The sequence below is a fragment of the Candidatus Gracilibacteria bacterium genome, from assembly GCA_041658685.1.
Lineage (GTDB): Bacteria > Patescibacteriota > Gracilibacteria > UBA1369 > UBA12473 > JBAZZS01.
Window position 1 is genome coordinate 94,358 of the sequence record JBAZZS010000002.1, and the last position, 21,688, is coordinate 116,045.

A 21,688-nucleotide genomic window follows, 5' to 3' on the forward strand; every position below is an offset into this window, starting at 1 on the left:
CCAAAGGAGGGTTATTGTCTGGGACGATTGGATCTTTTTATTCCGCATGGATGATGCACAACCCTTATATTTTGATAGGGAATGCCATTTTGGGATTTTTTGTAGGGTTATTCATCCAATACAATGTGGGGCTTTTCTGGAGCATCTTGCTCGCCTATTGCATTCAATTGCCATGGCTCGTTCTGACCGATTATTTTTTAATTCATATGCCGCTCCCTGTGCTTGAAAAATTGATTCTCAGCTTATGGATATCCAATATGATCTGGGGGGTGACTACAAAAATGATGATAAAACCTATAAAAAATGCACTGAAATGATCGTTCAAGATGGAGTCCCTTATTCTCTGATTCTCAAAAAATCCTCTCGAATTCTTTATCGATCCACTCAAACCGGATTGAGGCCTCTTGTGGAATGCATTGAAAAAAATAAAGGGAAAAAAGGATGCACCTTGTATGATAAAATCATTGGGCTGGCTGCGGCCAAATTGATCGTTTATTCTGGGATTATAAAAACCGTTTTTACTCCTATTGCTTCTGTGCCAGCTCTTCAATTTTTGGAAAAAAATAAAATTAAGATACAACCGTTAGCAACCGTTCCGTCTATTCTGAACCTCCCCAAAACCGATCTTTGCCCTTTTGAAAAAAAGGCTCAAACCATTCATGATCCCATTGAATTTTATGAAACAATAAAAAAGATATTTTTATTCGCCTGAAAAACATCTTCATGCTCCGTAGCACTTTATATTATTTTCTCTTACGACATCTTAAATATCCTCATTGGGAAAAAGATTATGCCGATATTGTGGCCGATTATTCACGGCTAAATGCGGACTTCCTTCCCGAAATTCTTGAGCATACGGTGCGCCATGTGCCTTTTTATCAAAATCTATTAGGAAAAAATGATCCTCGAAAAATTCTTTTAGAAAACTTCCCCATTCTTACGAAAAATCTTTTACGTAAAGAGTGGCATTCTTTTAAATCCACTTTAAAAAAGCGCCCAGGCACTTGCTTGAATAGTTCTGGAGGTGCTACCGGCATCCCCCAAACATTCATTCAAGATCGTGAATTTTATGAATGGGGACTTGCTACTTCCGCTTTTTATTTTCGTCAATTTTTAAAAATCGATGAAGCCAAAGTTTCAAAAGTAATGTTGTGGGGTTCCGAAAGAGATCTTTTTAAACAAAATAATTTCCAGATTCATTTCGCCAATTGGTGCACTCAACTGACCGCGTTTAATTCTTTCAAAATGTCCCCAAAAGAGTGGGAGCATTGTTTGGATACCATCAATACACGTCGCCCCTATTTTATTAAGGGATATGCGGGGTCCCTTTATGAGCTTGCCTGCTTTATTGAAAGTCAAAAACGATTGGTTTGGAAACCCCATTTCATTTATGCCGCGGCAGAGACTTTACATCTGTTTATGCGAGAAAAGATTGAAAAAGTTTTTAAAACAAAAGTATACGATTTCTATGGATCGCGTGAGGTTGGGACTATGGCGGGCGAATGTCATTTAGGAGCCAAGCATATCTTTACATTCAATAATTTCTTAGAAGTGGTGAATGCCGACAATCAACCTGTTAAAGTAGGCGAAGAAGGACGTATTCTCGTCACCACTCTCCATAATTATTCCATGCCGTTAATCCGATATGAGATTGGGGATACCGCTATTTTAGGGGAATCATGTCCTTGTGGGAACTCTCTCCCCACTTTAGAACGTATCACAGGCCGGACCACGGATCATTTTAAAAATAAAAAAGGAGATATTATTCATGGAGAGTATTTTACTCATCTTTTTTATTTCCGGGAATGGGTGAAAACGTTCCAAGTTCTTCAAGAGAAGTTGGATAAAATCACCTTATTCGTTGTACTCAATCCGATAAATCATGGGCCAACCCCAACCGAAACCCAAGACATTGAAGGAAAAATTAGACTTGTTATGGGTGGAGATTGTATGCTTACTTGGAGTTATGTTTCGGAGGTTCCAAAAACTCCCCAAGGAAAGCATCTTTTTACCCGCAGTCTTATTCATGGAAAATAACACTCTTAATCCTCGTGTGGCCCTTATTTGGACGGACAAAGCTTACCCTGAGTTTCCTTATGATGAAAACTCCGCTTTACATAAAGCACTTAAAGACCTTTTTAAGGCCTTAGGGGTGCCCCCTGAAAATCCATTTAAAGACTCTATTAAGCCCGGGGAAACGGCGCTCATCAAGCCCAATTGGGTCATGCATACCCATCCTAACGAAAAAAATCTTGATTGTTTGATTTCGCATACTTCTTTGATTCGATATCTTATCGATTTTTTAGCAAAAGCCATGCAGGGGCAAGGAACGATTGTTTTAGGAGATTCTCCTTTACAATCCTGTGATTTACCTAAACTTCTTGACCGAAGCCATATCCATGAAGTTTTAACAAATGCTCGCCAACAATACCCTCAAATTCAATTTGTTATTGAGGACTGGCGTCTCACCCATTATAAAAATAAACCAATCCCTCTGGATGATTTTGGGAACATACAATCCTCAAAACATCAAATCATTGATCTTAAACAAAAAAGTTTTTTAGAAGACATTCGTGATTATTCCAATCAATTTCGTATCACTTGTTATAAACCGAGTTTATTGAAAAAACATCATGCCCCCGGTAAACACGAATATTTTATTGCAAATCGAGTTTTTGATGCGGACTTCATTATCAATCTTCCCAAAATGAAAACTCATATCAAGGCGGGTTTGACAGGAGCTCTTAAAAATCTAATCGGAATCAATGGACATAAAGAATATTTACCTCATCACATTAAGGGGCCTTATTTTAAAGGTGGAGATAATTATTTAATGCCCAATAAAATCCGCGAATATCATGAAAATGTTTATGATTATTTTTGGGAACATTCCAGTGAAATGAGTTCACTGAAAAGAAATTTATTTTCTTTCTGGCTTAATGTTTTATTGGTCCTTTCTTTTATCCTCGGGAAAGAAATTATCTCCGCCGGACAATGGCGATGCAATGAAACCATTTGGCGCACCACGTTGGATCTCAATCAAATTTTATATTTTTTCGGCCCAAAACGTCCTCGAAAAATCCTTACTATTTTGGACGGAATCATTGCCGGCGAAAGGCAGGGGCCACTTTGCCCTCAAGCCAAAAAAATAGGCGTCTTGATCGGGGGGGAAAATCCAGCTCATGTGGATGCAATTGCAGCACAATTGATGGGTTACAATGTTTCACGAATCCCAACGGTTTATCATGCTCTTTATCATCGCAATTCTTGTTTTGGAGGAACATCGCTTGAAGAATTGTCTATTTTTTCAAATACCCAAGGACCTGAATTGAGTAAAATTTCATTTTTCGATCTTCCGAATCTTCATTTCCAAAAGCCCCTATTTTGGGTCGGGGCCTCCCTCAATGATAAAGACTAATTACAAATAAATCGGTTTTATTGTTTTAGGTTTTTAAGCGCTTCTTCTCTTACTAGTTTTTCAATACGTTTTTGTAAAAATTTCACCACCAAATAATTGTGAATTAAGAGTGCGAATAAAACCACGAAAGCAATAACGACCACAAAATCCATGAGCCGAGAAAAACCCATTTTTTGGATGTAAGGGCTCACGGTTTCGGGGAGGATGGCAATTCCTAAAAAGACCACCCAAATCATCATCCATAAAATCATTTCTTTCCCACTAAAATCCCTTCTTTTATAGGCAATATAAGTAAAAAACAGGGCTAAACAGGCAAAGATGATGCATAACAATTGAATTCCAATCATAAAATGAATCGCCAAATAAAAATCTGAAATAAAAGATTTAATCCATCGACCACGGTCATCCCCTTAAAATCATCATAATAAATCGTGTCGATAAAAATTTGTTTGCATTTTAAATGATATTTAACGGCGCGTATAGTCATTTCAGCATCCGCGTAATAACTTTCGGCTTTCCAATCCAATTGAGGATAAACATTGGCCCGAAAAGCACGATATCCAGATTGGATGTCATTGAAAGCGCATTTAAAAAGAAAAAAGGCGGCCCATTCCAACATTTTATTCCCCCATTTTCGAAGAAAGGGCATTTTTTGGCCTCCTTTTCTTGCCCCAATGATCATGTCATAACCTTCTTTTTCAATGGGTTCGATAAACCGCGGTAAATCCTTGGGGAGATGTTGCCCGTCACTGTCCATGAAAATAATAATTTCAATCCCCAATTTTAAAGCGGCGGTCACCCCCGTTTTAAGAGCCGCGGATTTTCCTAAATTAATTGTATGATGAAGCGCTAAAGCTCCTGCTTTTTTTGAAATTTCATAACTCGCGTCCTGAGAACCATCATCTACGGCGATCACCACATCCACATAAGACTTAGCTTCTTGAATAACGTTTCCAATGTATTTGGATTCATTATAAATGGGTAAAATTAAAGCGGTTTTCATCATAAAGAGCTAAAGATCTAATTCAGTGATTGTTGGAGAAAAATGGAGTTTTTTTTGAGCCTTTTTAATATCTAAAGATAAATTTCTCAAAGAATTGTCTTCGGGTTCGTAGCGCACCTTAAAATGCTCTTTTTTTTGAAGGGTTTCAACAATTTCATTCAAGGAAACACTTTTGGGATTGGAAATATTGAAAACATCTGATTTTGGATAAAAAATGCTTTTTTCTAAAGCAAGACAGGCGTCTTTTACATGGAGAAAATTCCTAAGTTGGGAGCCATCCCCATGAATTGTAATTTCTTTCTTTTTCTGAATATCGGTTTTAAATCGATAAATGACCCCTTTATTGTTATTGGGCCCATACACATTGGGGAATCGAAGAATGACATAAGAAAGCCCAAAATTTCGGTGATGATAAAAAATAATTTCTTCCGACATTTTTTTCGCTAATCCATATAAAGTATTGGGGTGAAGAGAATCCTTTTCTTTTGAGGCCTTGCCAAGAGGTTCTCCGTAAACAGCCCCACTTGAGACATAAATAATTTTGGGGATTTTATGGTGAACCGCTGCATTTAATAAAAAATAAGTGGTAGAAATATTAATATCCAATAAACGCTGGAAATCCGCCTCAAAAATTCCAACCAAATGGATAATTTGATCTATATTGGGATGTTGATCAAAAAATTCTCGGAGATCATTTTTGCATAAAAGATCCCCCTCAAAAGGAAAAATTTCGACATTAGGATTCCCTGAAAGATGACGTAAAAAATGGGATCCTATAAATCCTTTCGTGCCAGTGATGCAAATACGAAGGGGATGGTAAATCATGATTTGAAAATTTCTTTTTCTTGCCGAAGCATTTTCATGAATTCCTCATTGCCAAGTTGGCGAGCATTGAGAGAATTAAATTCCTCAGAATCGATGGGTTTGAGGTGTTTATATTTTTTCCCCAATTCTGGGCACGGGTATTGAGGGAGAATCACATAATATTGATCATTGTAAATTTTAGTACGCGGGGATTCGTTTTTAGAAACTAAAACTTCATGTTTTTTTTCTCCTGGACGAACTCCTATAATTCTACATTTTGTATTTTTGTCTCCAAATAATTTAACTATTACAGTCGCAATGTTTTTTAATTTTGTCGCCGGCATACGCATAACAAAAATTTCTCCTCCCTGCGCATGGATGACCGCTTCAAAAACAAGATGAATGGCATCTTTAACACTCATCAAATAACGGGTCATTTGAGGATCCGTAAGGGTGATTTCATTCTTTTCTAAAATTTGCTTTTTAAATAGGGGGAGAACGCTCCCATTGGTTCCCAAGACATTCCCTCCACGAATACAAACAAATTTTGTTTTACTGATATAATTTTGATTCGCATTGATGATTAATTTTTCACCACAAGACTTGGTTACCCCGTAGAGATTAAAGGGATCTACGGCTTTATCTGTAGAGATATCAATGACTTTTTTTACCCCATTTGCAATGGCACATTCAATGATGTTTTGAGTGCCATAAATATTAGTAAGCACGGCTTCCCAACAATTTTCCTCGCAAACAGGAACATGTTTTAAGGCGGCAAGATGAAAAACGTAATCCACGTTTTTCATCGCCAATGAAAGAATATTTTTATCCCGAACATCTCCGATAATAAATCGTAAGGACGGATGATTGTGAAAAGTTCGTTTCATTTCAACTTGGCGGTGTTCTCCTCGAGAATAAATACGAACCTCTTTTGGGGAATATTGTTCAAGAAGTTGCTTTATCAATTCCCCTCCCCATGAACCCGTACCACCGGAAATAAAAACGATTTTATTATTAAACATAAAAATGAATCAAAAAACAATTCGGTACCAGGAAATAGTTTAACAAAAATAGGTTCATTTATGCAACCCATACTCCTATTGGACAAAAATTGTTATTTTTTTAATAATTCTTGGAATAAATCTTCGTAAGATTGAACAATTTGGGGCCAATTGAAAGATTGGATATGATCACGTGCATTTTGCCCTAATGAAAGTGCTAATTGTTCATCTTTAAAAATTTTCCGGAGATGGCTTTTCATGGAATTCTTATCTTGCGAAGGAAATAAAAATCCGGTTTTCCCGTGTAAAATAATTTCACGAGTGCCTCCCACATCGCTTGCAACAATAGGGAGACCTGCGGCCGCGGCTTCAAGGACAGAACGAGGGAGGCCTTCGGAATGAGAGGGATTCACAAGGACATCTGCCATTTGTAAGCATTCCATAACTTCTTTGGCTTTCAGTGTCCCCAAAAAGACAATATGTTTTTGAATATTCAAATTTTGAGCCAAGACTTCTAAAAATTTTCGATAAGGACCGTCTGCTACCACCGCCAATTTAAGGTTGGGTTTTAAAGAAATTAAATCCGTAAGAATAGCAAATACATCTTGGAGTCCCTTGGCATAAATCAAATGTCCCACAAAAAGTAAAATTAAATCATGGGGCTTAAAACCCCATTTTTCTCTCAATTTATTTTTTTCTTCTTTTGATAAAAGAGGGATGAGATTGATTCCGTTTGGAATTCTGGAAATTTTTCGAGCGTGTAAATGGTTTAAAAAATCACACGCCGCTTGCGAAACCCCAACATTATGCTTTGCGCATCGGACCACAATAAATCCCAGAGTATGATCAATACATTGACTGATCCCGTTGATGATACGATTGGGAACGATGCTATGAAAAGCTCCACGCTCCGTATGAATAAGGGGCAAACGCCTTGTAAGGGCAAAAAATGTTCCTAAAAATGAAGTTACGAAAAAACGAGTTTGAGTGCTCACAATATCAAAAGGCCGTTTCCATAATTTTTTAAGAATACGAAAAGTTCTTAAATTGGGAATAATTAAAGGGTAAGTACGATTTAAAATATGCCAAGAAGGGAGTCGAATAATCTCTACTCCATCCATGAACTCAGTCGCCGGAGCCTCTTTGTAAAAAGGGGTAACGATTGTTATCGAATGTCCTTTTTGTACCAATGCTCGTGCCAACCCATGAATACTTTCAACATAGCCTCCGCGAAACGGATGATAAAAAGCGGCAAAAATAAGAATTTTGAGAGGTTTCATGACTCTTAATAACGGTAATGGTCCGGTTTATACGGCCCATCGATGGAAATGCCCAAATAATCGGCCTGTTTTTGAGTCAACGTCTCGAGTTTGACGCCGATTTTCTCAAGGTGCAATCGCGCGACTTCTTCGTCGAGTTTTTTAGGAAGGAAATAAACGCCGACCGGGTATTTTTTCGAATGTTCGTAAAGTTCCATTTGCGCCAAAACTTGATTGGTGAAGGAGTTACTCATCACAAAGGAAGGATGTCCGTTTGCGCATCCCAAATTCACCAAACGACCTTGAGCGAGAAGGATGATTTCTTTTTTGTCCGGAAAAATGTATTTATCGACTTGAGGCTTGATATTGATTTGTTTCATGCGTTTGGCCGCGACTTCTTTGTTGAGCCACGACACATCAATTTCACAGTCAAAATGCCCGATGTTGCACACAATGGCCTGATCGCGCATGACTTTGAGGTGTTCGGGGCGGATCACATCAATGCACCCCGTGGTGGTCACAAAAAGGTGTCCTTCTCGAGCCGCTTGAGCCATGGGCATGACTTCGTACCCTTCCATGGCGGCTTGCAATGCAATAATGGGGTCTACTTCTGTGATGAGCACGCGGGCGCCCATGCCACGCAGAGATTGTGCAGATCCTTTTCCCACGTCGCCATAGCCTGCAACCACGACGGTTTTCCCGGCCACCATCACTCCGGTGGCACGTTTGATCCCATCCATAAGCGATTCGCGACAGCCGTATAAATTGTCGAATTTACTCTTGGTCACCGAATCGTTCACATTGATGGCAGGAACCTTTAAATCTCCTTTTTTCGCCATCTGATACAAACGGTGAACTCCAGTGGTGGTTTCCTCGGTGATCCCGCGAACTTCTTTGAGCAATTTGGGGTATTTTTGATGCATGATCACGGTTAAATCGCCTCCGTCATCGAGAATCATGTTGGGCCCGACTTTCTTGTTTTTATCAAAAAAGATCGTTTGCTCAATGCACCATTCGTATTCTTTTTCCGTCTCGCCTTTCCAAGCAAAAACCGGGATGCCTTTTTTGGCAATCGCGGCCGCGGCTTGATCTTGTGTGGAATAAATATTGCAACTCGACCATCGGACTTCGGCCCCCAATTCAATCAAAGTCTCGATCAAAACCGCGGTTTGAATGGTCATGTGAATACACCCGGCAATGCGGGCGCCTTTCAATGGCTTTTTCTTGCCATAACGAGCGCGCAACGCCATAAGCCCGGGCATCTCTTTTTCCGCAAGAATGATTTCTTTTCGGCCAAGATCGGCGAGGGTGAGATCGGCAACTTTGTAGTCAGACATAAAAAGCTAGGATTAGAAATTATGAAAAATGAAAAATTTTAAAATTATAAAGTGGCTCGGGCAATATAAATTCCCACATTGCGTTCAATAAAAACCTCTTTAAACCCCGATTCTTTAAACCATCGTTCAATGCTCTTTTTCAATTGAGGTTGTTCATATTGAGGGGAAAGCCAGTCGAAAGTATCTAAAATCGCCCATTCCAAAACTTGTTTTTCCGTTAAAGGATAACGTCCTTTGTAATTGGCGATGGGCACTCCGTGCCTTAAAATACTTCCCACCTTTGGGATGGAAGCCACGGCATTTGATATTTTCAATAAAAAGGGAGCCGCTTTTTGAATTCTTTTATAAAGTTTCTCTGAGTTTATTCTTTTTGTAAAAGGTCTTAAGAATTGTCGAGGATGGAACCAACTGATCGGGGCCGCATAGGCATCAATCACCAAACAGCCGCCGGGTTTTAAATAAGGGATTAAGCTCTTGAATGATTTTTCAGGGCTTGGTGTGTGTTGTAAAACCCCGAAGCAAAAAATTTTATCAAAATATTTCTCGGGAAATGGGACTTCATAAATACTAGCCTGAACTAAACAATGATTGGGGTTAAAATTCATGTTTTTTTGAGCCGCATCCACTGCATTGGAATAGTCCAAAGAATAACAATCCGCTCCCGTAGAAAGCGCAATTTCCGTAAAGCGCCCCATCCCGCACCCGGCTTCTAAGATTTTCTCTCCTTTCAATTGCCGAGACCATTGCGTTTGCCCAAAAAATCGATCTTCGGAAATTTTTGTTCCATTCCTGGAATCCAATTGCGTTTCGGGAAAAAGATTCCATTGCCAACCAAACGAGTGAGCGTAATTTTCCTTGGGGACAAATCGAGGAATTCCGTTTTCAACGGGATACGTTTTCGAGCAAGAAGAACACTTAAGTTCTCCTTCTAAAATAGACTCATTTCTCCGGGCGTTAACGCACGTCAATTTAAGTTTTCCTTTACAACAAGGGCACCGCAAGGCATCAAGGAATCGCTCCACCATAATCAAAAATTAAAGCCGTTTTAAAATACCACCCTCTCCCCCATAAGGGCAACCTTTTAATACAGCCGACGTGCAACTTGACCGACCAAATAAAAAGGCCATTTCCCCAAAAATGAACATAGGTACATCCCATAGGCTTTTATGTTTGGATTATGTTTTATGATTCCTTTCAGAATCTCTCTTCCTCTCTTTTTATCTCCTGTTAAAAAATGAAGATAACTCAACACACTTAAATTATGAATATAAAATTGAAGGTTTAGCCTCTCCATATCTTTTCCAAAAGTATTTAAAAATTTTTGATAAGAATATTTGCGTTCCTCAATAAATTCCCCTCTTAAAAATCGTTTCGTAAGTCGATTTTCCCCTCTGGAATCATACAATCTTAAATTTATATTGTGAATCCATACTTTATGTTCTTGGGCCACTTTTAACCAAAAATAACCTTCGAAAGCACGCATATCTTCATGAAACATTTCTTTTTCAAAAATTTTACGATGAACCACGGTTAAAAATTCTCCCCACATTTTTTCTCCCTTCATCCATCCCTCATAAGAAATTCCCCCTTGTTTCTTATAAAAAAAGGATTTTTGAATTCCCGTTTTAATTTCACACGTCCCATAACGAATAAGAGGATATTGTCCTTTCAAAGAATCTATATCTTTTTTCATAACATCAAAGGCTCCCGGCGTTAGCTGATCGTCGCTATCTAAAAGAACCATCCATTTTCCGGTGGCCATTTCTATCGCGCGATTTCTAGAAAAATTAACTCCTTTGCTCTCCGGATAGGTTCCTACTTTAATTCGTGGATCATTTAGTGATCGAGCGACTTCTGCGGTCCCATCTCGACTTCCGGCATCAAAAACGATGATTTCAAAATCTGAAAATTTTTGATTGAGGACGCTTCGAAGAGAATCTTTTATGCAATAAGCTCTATCCAATGCTGGCATGATGACACTAAAAAAGGGGGGCATTTAAAAATAATTATTCACTTTATATCGGCTAACTTTACATCTATGATAAAACCAATTGCTTATTAAGTTAAGTTATTTTAATAATATCGAATTTTTATGTGCGGAATTGCCGGGATCGTCACACTCAATCCCAATCTAAAATTAGAAGAGTCTTCCTTAAAGCGAATGGTCCAAGCGCTCCATCATCGAGGCCCGGATGATTCCGGAATTTATATGAACCCCGATTCCACGGCTGGCTTGGGCTCGGCTCGTTTGGCAATTTTGGATTTAAGCCCTCATGGACATATGCCCATGAGCAATAAAAATAAAACCATTTGGATCGTTTTCAATGGAGAAATTTATAATTTTCAAGAAAACACCGATGCTCTCATGAAAAAAGGGTACGTTTTCAGATCTCATTCCGATACGGAGGTGCTTTTGGCTCTTTACGAAGAATATGGGGTGGATTGTTTAAAATATTTGCGAGGGATGTTTTCTTTTGCCATTTGGGATGAACCTAAAAAACGTCTTTTTTGCGCACGAGATCGGGCTGGCAAAAAACCTTTTAAATATTTTTTTGATGGTAAACGTTTTGTTTTTGCTTCCGAACTTAAAGCCATCATTCAAGATCCTTCGATCCCTCGGCGAACCGATTTTAATGCTATTAACCATTATCTCAGCTATCAATGCATTCCCTCTCCGATGACGGGGTTCATGGATATTCATAAACTTCCGCCCGCTCATTATCTTTTACTGGAAAAAGGCCAACTCAAAATTCAACGTTATTGGCAGTTGGATTATCGTGAAAAACTCGCGCTTTCGGAAGAAGAATGGGTGGAACGGATTACTCATGAATTGGATGAAAGTGTCCGTCTTCGCTTGATTAGTGATGTCCCCTTGGGCGCTTTTCTTTCTGGGGGGATTGATTCAAGTCTTGTGGTGGCGTTGATGAGCCAACATTCTCCCCACCCTGTTAAAACCTTTTCGATTGGATTTAATGAAAAAAAATATAATGAGTTAAAGTATGCGCGTTTGGTGGCTCAAAAATTCGAAACCGAGCATCATGAATTCACCGTAGAACCTCAGGTTTTAGATCTTTTCGATGAGCTCGTTTATGGCTATGAGGAACCTTATGCAGACTCTTCCGCTCTTCCCACTTATTGTGTTTCCAAGCTCACCCGTCAATTTGTTACTGTGGCTCTAAATGGAGACGGAGGAGATGAAAATTTCTTTGGATATCCCTGGTTCAATGTCCATAAATTTTCGCTTTATTATAAAAAAGTTCCTTCTTTTTTAAGGAAAGGTTTTTTTACGCCTCTTTCTGGTTTATTTTTTAAAATTTTTAAGACCACCCTTACAGAACGAGCGTATCGATTCAATCAAAAATTCAACGATAATTTACATCGCTTATATTTTGAATATCGTTGCTTTTTCAATGAAGACCAAAAAAAATCTCTTTTTACAAAAGAATTTGAACAAAAGCTTTCCGGGCCTAGCTCCACCGATCTTACAGAAACCCTTTTTAGTCAAATTTTGGCTTCAGACCCGATGGATCAAGCCTTAGGTTTTGATTTTAACTCCTATCTCCCCGATGCTTTGTTGGTAAAAGTGGATATTGCCTCCATGATGAATACCTTGGAGTGTCGTTCCCCTTTTTTAGATCATCATTTCCTCGAATTAACCTCCCAAATTCCTTCTTCTCTCAACTTTAAACATTTTCAAAAAAAATATCTTCTTAAAAAAGTGGCAAAACAATGGTTACCGCCCGAAATTATTTATCGTAAAAAACAAGGATTTAGGGTCCCCATAGAACATTGGTTTAAGGACTCCTTAAAAGATTTTGTTCAAGAAACGTTATTGCACGGAGAACTTATTAAACGAAATATCGTTAAAAAAGATGCCATTGAAAATTTATTTCGTATGCAAAAAACTACAAAAATTAATTTATCCAACCAAATTTGGGCTCTTTTGACCCTAGATCGATGGTTTTCACTTTTTGATCTTAAAGATTAATTCATGAAAAAAATTATCTTTCATCTCATTACACATCTGGAGCTCGGGGGGTGCGAAAAAATGCTCAGCAAAACCATTCCTCTTTTTAAAAAACATACTCCCATTGTTATTTGTCTGCGCTCTGAAGGAGTATTAAGTGAAGGTTTGAGAAAAAACGGGGTCCTTGTTTATCATTTAAATGTAAAAAGTTTTTTTGATCTCAAAGCTATTTTTGCATTTCGACGATTGATTCATCAATACAAACCCTATGTCTTAGTGACCTATCTTCCTCATGCGGATGTTTTTGGCCGAATCTGGGGGAAAATTTTTAAAATCCCCGTAATTCTTAAATCTATTCGATCTTGCCTTCTCCCTGGCTGGAAATTTTATTTGCTTTGTGTTTTTGAGCGATGCACTTCTTCTTGGGTGGACACCTATATTTCAGTTTCTGAAACTGCAAAAAAATCTTATATTCAACGCGCTAAAATTCCTCCTTCTAAAATTAAAGTCATCCCCAACGGAATAGACCTAAAACTCTTTCAAAATCCGGTTAATATTCAAAAAAAAAGGAAAGCCTTGAGGATTCCTTCCGATGCTTTCATTTTACTTTATGTGGCTAAATTGCGTATTCAAGAAAAAAATCATTTTTTCCTTTTAAAAATTTTTAAAACCTTTCTTAAAGATCATCCTTCTTCTTATTTACTTTTAGCGGGTGACGGTGCGGATCGTACTCTTGTCGAAAATTATATCCACCTTCATCATCTTAAAAAGAATGTTTTGCTTTTAGGAGACCGCAATGATGTCCCTGAGCTTCTTAAAATGACGGATGTATTTCTTTTGCCCAGTTTTTCCGAAGGGATGTCTAATGCTTTATTGGAGGCAATGGCGACGGGATGTTGTATAATGGCTTCCGATATCCCCGCCAATCGAGAGTTAATCAGCTCTCAAGAAGGATTTTTATTAAGGCTAGATTCTCCTCAAGTATGGATGGACACACTTTCTATGCTTTATCTTAATCCACTTAAAAAACAGGAAAAACAAAAAGCTGCACAACGAAAATCTTTTAATTTCGATATTCAAAAAATTTCGCAAGCCCTTGATGCTTTTTATTCTGAATTTTAGTTTTTATATTTTTCTATGGAATTATCCTCTTCAAATCTTCGAAAGTTCATCACTCCCTTTTATCTTGGTGTGGTATGGCTTTTAAGTTTAGTACTCAATAATTTAAGCGATTCCTGGTATTACGCCCACGGGAGTGATGAATACACCTATATCGGATCGGCACGGCGTTTAATTTTTTTTGAAAACAAAGATTTCACTTTAATTCCCTTTAAAGACAGTCCCCTTCTTCTGTCTTACTGGATAGGACTTGTAAGCTTTTTCAGCCATATCCCTATTGAATTTCTTTTTCGTTTATTTCATGGCCTCGGCCTCCTCTTTTTAATCGTAATGACTTACAAAATCGGCCGTCGGTTCAATTTAATGATTGCGTTTTTCTTGCCTGCTTTGATTGGGTTTTCTCCTAGCCCCGATTTTTATCCCGGCCTTGCCTATCTTTTACCTTCCTTTTTTCTTTCTATTTTTTCATTGCTCATCATCGATCACTTGAGCTCGACTCATTATAAATTCGTTGTATTGGACCTTTTGTTGGTTTTATTTTTTTATCCATACGCCTTCCCAATTTTTTTAATTTTTTTATTTTTCTATTTTAATTTTATTTATTTAAAAAAACTTTCTTTTATTCCGATCTTGCTGTTTGGTTGTTTTTATTTCCTTTCCCCTAATTGGGATTTATTAAGCTCGATTCCCATCCTTAATCTTATTTTAACATTTACAAATTGGTCAGGGGGGGGGACTGATTTTTATTTTCATCAATTTTATAATACTTATTTTATCTATTTTATTCCGTTGGCCATTGGATTGATTTTTGTTTTTTTAAAACCGTCCATTCGTCAACGATTTTCTTTTTTACTGTTTTCGGCTCTTGCCCTCACTTCAACCAGTCTTTTCCTTTTCTTTTTCGTGAATCCTTACATTTATATACGCACTCTTTTCTTGCTGTATGTCGCTCTTTTTATTGTGATCAGTATTGGTTTTTATTCTCTTTATTATTTTCTACAAACACGATATTTAAAAATGATTGTTTCCGGACTAATTATTTTATATATATTTTCAGTCACTTTTTATATGGGGACTATTTATGCTCATTCACTTGCCCCATTCCCACCCTTCGATTACTCCGAAATACAAGCGTTTGAATGGTTGCAAAATAATTATGATATGCCTTCGACTTTTATTGTAAGCGATTATTATACCTTGGTGGCCTCTTTGGCCTACACGAACAGTTTAAATTCAAATTTTATGGTCTCTAAACATGGAATTATATTTTATTCTGAAGAAGAAAAAGAAGTAGCCTTTATGCTCTCTAACCCAGAAACCCCTTTTATGGGTGATATTGCTGATTTTTTATCTTCTCCTTTTTTAACCGGAGACTCTTTTAATCTCATCCAAACTATTTTTAACGATTTCAAGCCCACTCAATTGATCGTTATTATTTCACCTCGAACGCGTCAAACATTGGGAATCAATTATCTTGGAAATTTTTTCCCTTCCTCTGTTTTGGATACGACCTCCGTTTATCCGTCACTAACAGGTGAAGCTAAATTTAAAACTAATAATTTTTATTTTAATCTTGTTTATGATAATGGAGAGACTCAAGTTTATGAATATAATTCTATTGAATGAATCCCTCTCTCCTTAACTTTTTAAAAAACTGGAAAATTGCAGCGCTTTTAATCCTCCTTTCTCTTATTGCGATTTTTATCAATGGAGTGGGGATGACTCACTTCGATATTCCTTTAACTCCCGATGAACAGGAATTTATTGGAGTCGCTCGACAAATTGTTTTTTTTGATACGATTCCTTATCCGGTAATACGCGGGTATAAATTTTTTACTTTCTCGGCGAGCCTCGGTTTATTAAATTTAATCATCCCCATTAATATTGTTTTACTTACAAGGATATTGCATGCCTTATTTTTAATAGGATTTATCGTTGGAGTTTATCGTTTGGGGACAAGACACTCTAAAACATTCGGGATCTTACTCGCCTCTTTTTTGGCTTTTTATATTCTTCCGAAAAATAATTACGACCTTCCGGTTAACTTTTCGTCTTTTACGCCCACTCTTATTATTTATGCCATTACCCCTTGGTTCATCAAGCATGTATTGGAAGGGAAATATAAATGGATTTTTTTTGAGTTGATTTTAGTGGGCCTCATTCATGTTTGGTTTTTAGGCCTTTTCCTTATGTTTTTCGTTTTATATAAAATCTTTAGAAAAAATATCGGCTGGGGCTTACTTTGTGTTGGGTTTTGCGCCGGGGGGGCTCTGGGGGCTCATTCTTTATTATTGCAACGATTTGGTCCGTTGCTTGTTTTTACTCCTTTACCCTTTTCTCTGGATCAAATCACCCCTTTTTTATGGCTGGGATTGATTGGCGTTTTTATTCTTTTAATTTCAGGGTTACAAGAAAACTTCAAACGATGGAGAGAATTTATAATCATTGGCTTTGTTTTAATGATCCCTTATGTTTTTTTATCGCTTTTATTGGGAGAAACGTATGGATCTTATAAAGCGGTTTTTTTTCTAAATCTCGGTTTTATCCTATGGGGGACCGCAGGAATAAGTCTCTTGATTGAGAAATCTAAATATCGGAATTGGACTCTTGTTTTTTTGTTTTTTTCCCTCGCATTTTTGTGCCAAACAGGAGTAAAAATCAATATGAATTCCGTGAATATTTCCCCTACTTCCGAGTCGGAATTGCAAGCGTTTAAATGGTTTAATGATCATACGAATCCAAAGGAAATTGTACTCCTATCCGATCTGGGAACATTAATCACTGCTCATTATTATTTACCCATTTTGAACAGTCCCAGAATTGATGAATGGATTTACAATCAATCGTGGATGACCAATAAAGAGGCTGATTCACAAGATGATTTAACGTCTTACTATACTTTTTTCACCGAAAAAACTTTCCCCAATGATTCCCCTTATTGGCTCGCTCAAATTGGGGAACAATTTCAGACCCAGCAAATTTATTTATTACTCACTCCCCGAAGTTTTCAAAATTTTTATTATTATCAATTCGATCGGAATCGTTTAGGAGGGATTATGGTCGATCCGCTTGCGACTTATACCTTTGATGGCCAATATAAATTTTTTGAAAATTCTTCGTTATTTGAACTCGCTTATAGCAATGAGAATGTTTTTATTTTAAAAGTAAATTTCCCTCCTGTATGACGCAAAAATTATTTCAATATTGTTTAATCTCAGGAACAACCCTTGGTTCTTTTTTAATAGGATGGGACATCGAGAGAAGTTATGGGAATTTAAACTCTCAAGAACTTTTTGTTCGGCTGGCGATTCTATGGTTACTCTTCTACCTCTTATTACGTTATGGACTTTCTTCTTATAAAGAGGCTTGGTCCTCGAAAATGGCAAAACCGATCGCTGCGATTGGGGTGAGTTCTGTTTGGCTTTTTCATGAATTTGTCTTATTCCCTATTCGGGGATGGATGATCATTTCTTTAATGGTCACCTTTTTTTTATTCTTAAGCTTTTATTTTTATGAAACTGAATAATTATACTTTTGCGATTTTCTTTTCTGTGATTGCGGCCATTATTACTTCCTTCATTATTTCAAAAATAATGATTGAACAATCCATGCCCCAAACGGCTCAGTGCGGAACTCTGGGGCGCGAAGAAGTCCCTTATGGAACCCCCTTAAACGCAAAAGCAACGAGTCTCGTACAAGAAATGGAACCTCGAACTGCGGCTTCTTATTTGACAGATAAGAATCTAGGAACTTTTGCCTATCCCCAATCTCTTCAAGTGGATTATTTAATTGAATTCAGTCAGCTTTATCCTTTCCGTTCTTTTGATATTGTTTGGGGCGAATATGGAAAAACAGGTAACTACATCCAAGAATGGGAGCTTTTGGGATGCAATCGAGATGCTCAATGGGTTCAATTGGGGTATGGACTTTTCCCGGGAGAAGAAATCACAACGGTCTCAATGGATATTCCGGTTTCTCAAGTACGACTTAAGGCTTCTTCTGCTAAAGATTGGATTGGAGTCTATGAATTGGAATTTGAATGAGAATTGAGAATTTCATCGATCACATAAATGGGACGCTGTTTAATTTCTTCAAAAATACGACCCAAATATTGACCAATGATACTCAGACAAAGCAATTGAATTCCCCCTAAAAATAAAATCCCCACAATCAGGGTTGAAAATCCTTGAGGACTTCCCGGGCTTAAAAAATAATTGATGATGTAAAAAATACCACTGGCTCCAGAAAGCACCACCACGATGAACGCCAGCCAAGAAATCCATTGCAAGGGCACGTAGGAAAAAGAAAAAAGGCCCAACATGGCCCAATGGAGATTGTCAAAAAATCCGGTGGCGGTTTCCCCGTATTTTCGATCCGGTCGATGATAAGAAACGCCGGTGTGCTTGAACCCCGTCCAAGCGCGCAGGCCTCGCAAATACCGATCGCGCTCAGGAAGCGAACGCATCACTTTTACCACTTTTTGATCGAGAAGACCAAACTCTCCTGCGTCCAAAGGGATATCCAAATAAGACATTTTTCGGAAAAGTCGATAAAAAAGTTTGTATCCGATCCGACGGAATAAACTTCCTTTACGTTTTGTGCGTACTCCATAAACGATCGGAAACCCTTGTTCCCATTTTTCAATGAATTGAGGAATCATTTCCGGAGGGTCTTGCAGGTCTCCATCCATAAGAACCACGGCATCTCCGGTTGCAAAATTCATCCCTGCAGTAAAGGCTCCCTGAGGCCCAAAGTTTCGTGACAAAATCGGAACTATCACATTTTTATCTTTCCGGGCCAAATCTTTTAAAATTTCTTTTGAATTATCTTTACTCCCATTCTCCACAAAAATGATTTGATAAAGAACTTGAACTTGTTTAAAAACCGAAACCAATCGTTCATGGAGCTCTGGGACATTTAAGGCTTCATTGTAACAAGGAATGACGACGGAAATGGTTTTCATAATAGGATTATAGCTCCCGATGAGAAAATGACCAATATTTTTGAGCCGCAAAGGTCACAAGAACCGCGATCCCTATGGCAATAATCTCCGCAAAGCGCGGGTCCATCCCCATCCACTCCACCAAAAAACTCAATATTCCAAGATTTATAAAAAAAATGACGATGTAAATCAGTGTGAATTTAATAAATTCTTTATGAATTTTATTTTTCGATTTAAAAATCCAATACCGTTGCCACAGATAAGCGTGAGGGATCGTTATGCCACTCACCATGATTAAAGCGACTCCATAATGAAAACCCAAAAAATAAAAAAAAATAAAAAGAAAATAGCTCAGAAGCGTGTTAAGCCCTCCAGCAAAAAGAAATTTAATGAATTCAATAAAAGTAGTCTTTTTTTTCACTGTCGTTATCATATCATATGATATTGAATAAGTGTTTTTTTTCACCTATCATTAAAGTTGTTCTTGGCTTTTTTGTCTGCTTGTTATGCATGTAACAATATTTTAATCTCCTTTTTTATGGATTTTGGCATGATTTTAACCGCCGGACCCTCTATTTCTCAAAAAGAGATCGATTATGTTTTGGATGCTCTTCAAAACGGATGGAATGAAAAACTGAGTGAATATATCGACCGATTTGAACAAGAATTTGCCCGCTTTATTGGGGTAAAACACGCATGGACCACTTCCAGTGGAACCGGAGCGCTTCATTTGGCTCTTTTGGGGTGCGGGATTGGAGAAGGAGATGAAGTGATTATTCCGGAAGTGACTTTTGCCGCCTGTCCCAATGTGGTGGTTTATACCGGAGCCAAACCTGTTTTTGCGGACATTGAAGAAGACAGCTGGTGCCTTGACCCAAAAAGCGTGCTCCGCCGAATCACACCCAAAACAAAAGCCATCATGCCGGTTCACATGTATGGCAATGTGTCGGACATGGATGCGATCAATGCGATTGCCAAAGAACACCATTTAATGGTGATTGAAGATGCTTGTCCTTCCATTGGAGCTCTCTATAAAGGCAAACGCCCCGGATCTTTGAGCCATGCCGCTGGTTTCAGTTTCCAAGGTGCCAAAATCATGGTCACAGGGCAGGGCGGAATGATGGTGACGGATGATGATGAAGTTTTTAAACGCGCTCAATGGCTGGGTTCGCATGGGGCTGATGGCTCGATAAAATTTTGGCATACTGCGGTTGGCTATAAATACTATATGTCCAATATCCAGGCGGCATTAGGATTGGCTCAACTGCAACGTATTGATGAATTGGTGGCTCTCAAAACCCAAATTTTCAATTGGTATAAAGCACGCTTAGGAAATATCGAGGGGCTTGCTATGAATACTCAACCTGAAAAAGTAACCATCACGTATTGGATGACCTCTATTGTTATGAAACGTGATTTTGGGATTACGCGCGATGAACTCATGGGGAAAATGAAAGAACGTAAAATTGATACTCGCCCTTTTTTCTATCCGTTGAGTGATTTCCCTCATTTTGAAAAAACCGATAATCCCATGGCTCGGCAAGTGGCTTATAACGGGATCAATCTCCCTTGTGGAGTGAATTTGACTGAGGAAAAAGTGGATTATGTATGTAAAGTTTTGCGCGAACTCCTTCATATTTAATTTTTATTATGCGTATTTTTCTTCTTGCGAACAATTGGGTTGGACGTGAGGTCTGTCGATTTTTGAAAGAAAACAATGAATCCATTGTAGGCTTGGCGATTCATCCTCCGGAAATTCAAAAATTCACGGATGAAATTGTAGAAATCAGTGGCCTTTCGAGAGATGTTATTTTTGAAGCTCCTCAATTGATGGAACCTTCTGTTTTTAGAAAAATTCAAAACTTAAATGCCGATATTGGAATTGCGGCGTATTGGGGAACGATTTTAACCCCCGATTTTTTTAATCTTTTTCCGAACGGTTGTATTAATTTTCATTCGGCTTATCTCCCTTACAATCGCGGGAAAAATCCCAATGTATGGCCTTTTATTGAAGGGACTCCCGGAGGAGCCTGTATCCATTACATCGATAAAGGAATTGATAGTGGAGATATTATCGCCCGAGAAAAAATCCCCATCGAACCGATTGATACGGCCGGGACTTTTGATAAAAAGGGTTACAATGTTCTTCTGGAATTATTTAAAAAAAACTGGCCCCTTATTAAGTCAGGGAAAAATCCACGTCTTTCACAAAAAGGGTTGCCGAGCTCTTTTCATCTCGGGAAGCAAGTGGACACTTTGGATCCCATTGATCTCGATAAGACTTATACCGGTCGAGAATTTCTCAATCGACTTCGTGCCCGCAATTATCCAGGCCGCACGTTTTCTTATTTTGAAGAGAATGGAAAGCGAGTGTATATCCACTTAGATCTTTCTTACGATTCTAAACGCAATTCATGATTAAGACGCGATGTGCTATTTGCGATACGTTTGGGAATGCGACCCTTTTATATCAAGCTCGCTTCCCTCAAGGGGGTGTCGATTCGTCGGTTTATGCTCCTCGAAGAAAACGGGATGGCGTGCATTATCAAATGGTGAAATGTAAAACATGTGGCCTCGTCCGATCAGACCCGATTATGGGAAAAACCCAATTGGCCAAACTTTATTTGAAAAGTGTCTGTGATTATACAGATAAAGACGAAAATAAACCTCTTCGAAGAACCTATGGGTATTATTTGAGCCAGTGGATTAAAAATTATAAAGTCAAAAAAGGCTCCCTTTTGGATATTGGTTGTGCGAATGGCTTTTTTTTAGAAGAAGCGCTAGCGCAGGGATTTAAAAAAGTATCGGGAGTAGAACCCAGTCGAAGTGCGATTCAAA

General features: G+C 38.2%; 19 protein-coding genes. 10 read left to right on the forward strand and 9 right to left on the reverse strand.

The annotated features are described in order from the left end of the window. Window positions 1-244 precede the first annotated feature (244 nt). From WC882_02895 to WC882_02905, 3 genes are read left to right on the forward strand one after another with little or no spacing between them, the layout of a single operon-like run. Window positions 245-823: a DUF1893 domain-containing protein gene (locus WC882_02895; GenBank protein ID MFA5842596.1), complete on the forward strand. Its 579-nt coding sequence runs from the start codon at window positions 245-247 to the stop codon at window positions 821-823. Beyond that, entirely contained in the window at window positions 724-2,037 is a 1,314-nt protein-coding gene (locus WC882_02900) for a phenylacetate--CoA ligase family protein (protein ID MFA5842597.1), read from the forward strand. The genes WC882_02895 and WC882_02900 overlap by 100 nt, the downstream gene beginning before the upstream one ends. Next, entirely contained in the window at window positions 2,027-3,418 is a 1,392-nt protein-coding gene (locus tag WC882_02905; GenBank protein ID MFA5842598.1) for a DUF362 domain-containing protein, read from the forward strand. Before WC882_02900 ends, WC882_02905 begins: the two co-directional genes overlap by 11 nt. Window positions 3,419-3,435: 17 nt before the next feature. Here WC882_02905 and WC882_02910 read toward each other — a convergent pair whose 3' ends face one another. The 8 genes from WC882_02910 to WC882_02945 all read right to left on the reverse strand — a co-directional run bounded on the left by WC882_02910 (window position 3,436) and on the right by WC882_02945 (window position 10,818). Continuing rightward, on the reverse strand, window positions 3,436-3,765 hold the full coding sequence (locus WC882_02910; protein ID MFA5842599.1) for a DUF2304 domain-containing protein: 330 nt from the start codon (window positions 3,763-3,765) through the stop codon (window positions 3,436-3,438). Beyond that, the gene (locus WC882_02915; protein MFA5842600.1) at window positions 3,723-4,421 is read right to left on the reverse strand and encodes a glycosyltransferase family 2 protein; all 699 of its coding nucleotides are present in this window, start codon (window positions 4,419-4,421) and stop codon (window positions 3,723-3,725) included. The genes WC882_02910 and WC882_02915 overlap by 43 nt, the downstream gene beginning before the upstream one ends. A 9-nt stretch (window positions 4,422-4,430) precedes the next feature. After that, window positions 4,431-5,246 carry an NAD(P)-dependent oxidoreductase gene (locus WC882_02920; protein MFA5842601.1) on the reverse strand — a complete coding sequence of 272 codons (816 nt, stop codon included), beginning with the start codon at window positions 5,244-5,246 and terminating at the stop codon, window positions 4,431-4,433. Further along, a complete protein-coding gene (locus WC882_02925) occupies window positions 5,195-6,247 on the reverse strand; it encodes a polysaccharide biosynthesis protein (protein MFA5842602.1) in 1,053 nt (350 codons plus the stop codon). The genes WC882_02920 and WC882_02925 overlap by 52 nt, the downstream gene beginning before the upstream one ends. Window positions 6,248-6,339: 92 nt before the next feature. Then, window positions 6,340-7,506, reverse strand: a complete 1,167-nt coding sequence (locus WC882_02930) for a glycosyltransferase family 4 protein (protein MFA5842603.1) — start codon at window positions 7,504-7,506, stop codon at window positions 6,340-6,342. Window positions 7,507-7,511: 5 nt separating this feature from the next. Further along, window positions 7,512-8,822: an adenosylhomocysteinase gene (ahcY, locus tag WC882_02935; GenBank protein ID MFA5842604.1), complete on the reverse strand. Its 1,311-nt coding sequence runs from the start codon at window positions 8,820-8,822 to the stop codon at window positions 7,512-7,514. Window positions 8,823-8,866: 44 nt separating this feature from the next. Then, complete coding sequence (locus WC882_02940; protein ID MFA5842605.1) at window positions 8,867-9,847, reverse strand: methyltransferase domain-containing protein; 981 nt, start codon at window positions 9,845-9,847, stop codon at window positions 8,867-8,869. Window positions 9,848-9,903: 56 nt separating this feature from the next. Next, the gene (locus WC882_02945) at window positions 9,904-10,818 is read right to left on the reverse strand and encodes a glycosyltransferase family 2 protein (GenBank protein ID MFA5842606.1); all 915 of its coding nucleotides are present in this window, start codon (window positions 10,816-10,818) and stop codon (window positions 9,904-9,906) included. Window positions 10,819-10,914: 96 nt separating this feature from the next. Between WC882_02945 and asnB the strand changes: the two genes are divergently transcribed. The 5 genes from asnB (at window position 10,915) to WC882_02970 (ending at window position 17,978) form a co-directional block, all read left to right on the forward strand. After that, window positions 10,915-12,810: an asparagine synthase (glutamine-hydrolyzing) gene (gene asnB, locus WC882_02950; protein MFA5842607.1), complete on the forward strand. Its 1,896-nt coding sequence runs from the start codon at window positions 10,915-10,917 to the stop codon at window positions 12,808-12,810. A 3-nt stretch (window positions 12,811-12,813) separates the two neighbouring features. Next, window positions 12,814-13,911 (forward strand): glycosyltransferase, encoded by a 1,098-nt coding sequence (locus tag WC882_02955; GenBank protein MFA5842608.1) that lies wholly within the window; start codon window positions 12,814-12,816, stop codon window positions 13,909-13,911. 786 nt (window positions 13,912-14,697) lie between these two features. Beyond that, window positions 14,698-15,558, forward strand: a complete 861-nt coding sequence (locus WC882_02960; GenBank protein MFA5842609.1) for a hypothetical protein — start codon at window positions 14,698-14,700, stop codon at window positions 15,556-15,558. Beyond that, on the forward strand, window positions 15,531-17,120 hold the full coding sequence (locus WC882_02965; GenBank protein ID MFA5842610.1) for a hypothetical protein: 1,590 nt from the start codon (window positions 15,531-15,533) through the stop codon (window positions 17,118-17,120). The genes WC882_02960 and WC882_02965 overlap by 28 nt, the downstream gene beginning before the upstream one ends. A 300-nt stretch (window positions 17,121-17,420) precedes the next feature. Then, window positions 17,421-17,978 (forward strand): hypothetical protein, encoded by a 558-nt coding sequence (locus WC882_02970; protein ID MFA5842611.1) that lies wholly within the window; start codon window positions 17,421-17,423, stop codon window positions 17,976-17,978. Here WC882_02970 and WC882_02975 read toward each other — a convergent pair. Continuing rightward, window positions 17,930-18,871, reverse strand: a complete 942-nt coding sequence (locus WC882_02975) for a glycosyltransferase family 2 protein (protein ID MFA5842612.1) — start codon at window positions 18,869-18,871, stop codon at window positions 17,930-17,932. The two genes, WC882_02970 and WC882_02975, sit on opposite strands and share 49 nt — an antisense overlap. A gap of 517 nt (window positions 18,872-19,388) precedes the next feature. On the opposite strand from WC882_02975, the gene WC882_02980 reads away from it, so the two are divergent. Beyond that, complete coding sequence (locus tag WC882_02980; protein ID MFA5842613.1) at window positions 19,389-20,492, forward strand: DegT/DnrJ/EryC1/StrS family aminotransferase; 1,104 nt, start codon at window positions 19,389-19,391, stop codon at window positions 20,490-20,492. Between the two features lie 8 nt (window positions 20,493-20,500). Then, window positions 20,501-21,622: a formyltransferase family protein gene (locus WC882_02985; protein ID MFA5842614.1), complete on the forward strand. Its 1,122-nt coding sequence runs from the start codon at window positions 20,501-20,503 to the stop codon at window positions 21,620-21,622. The last annotated feature ends 66 nt before the right edge of the window (window positions 21,623-21,688 follow it).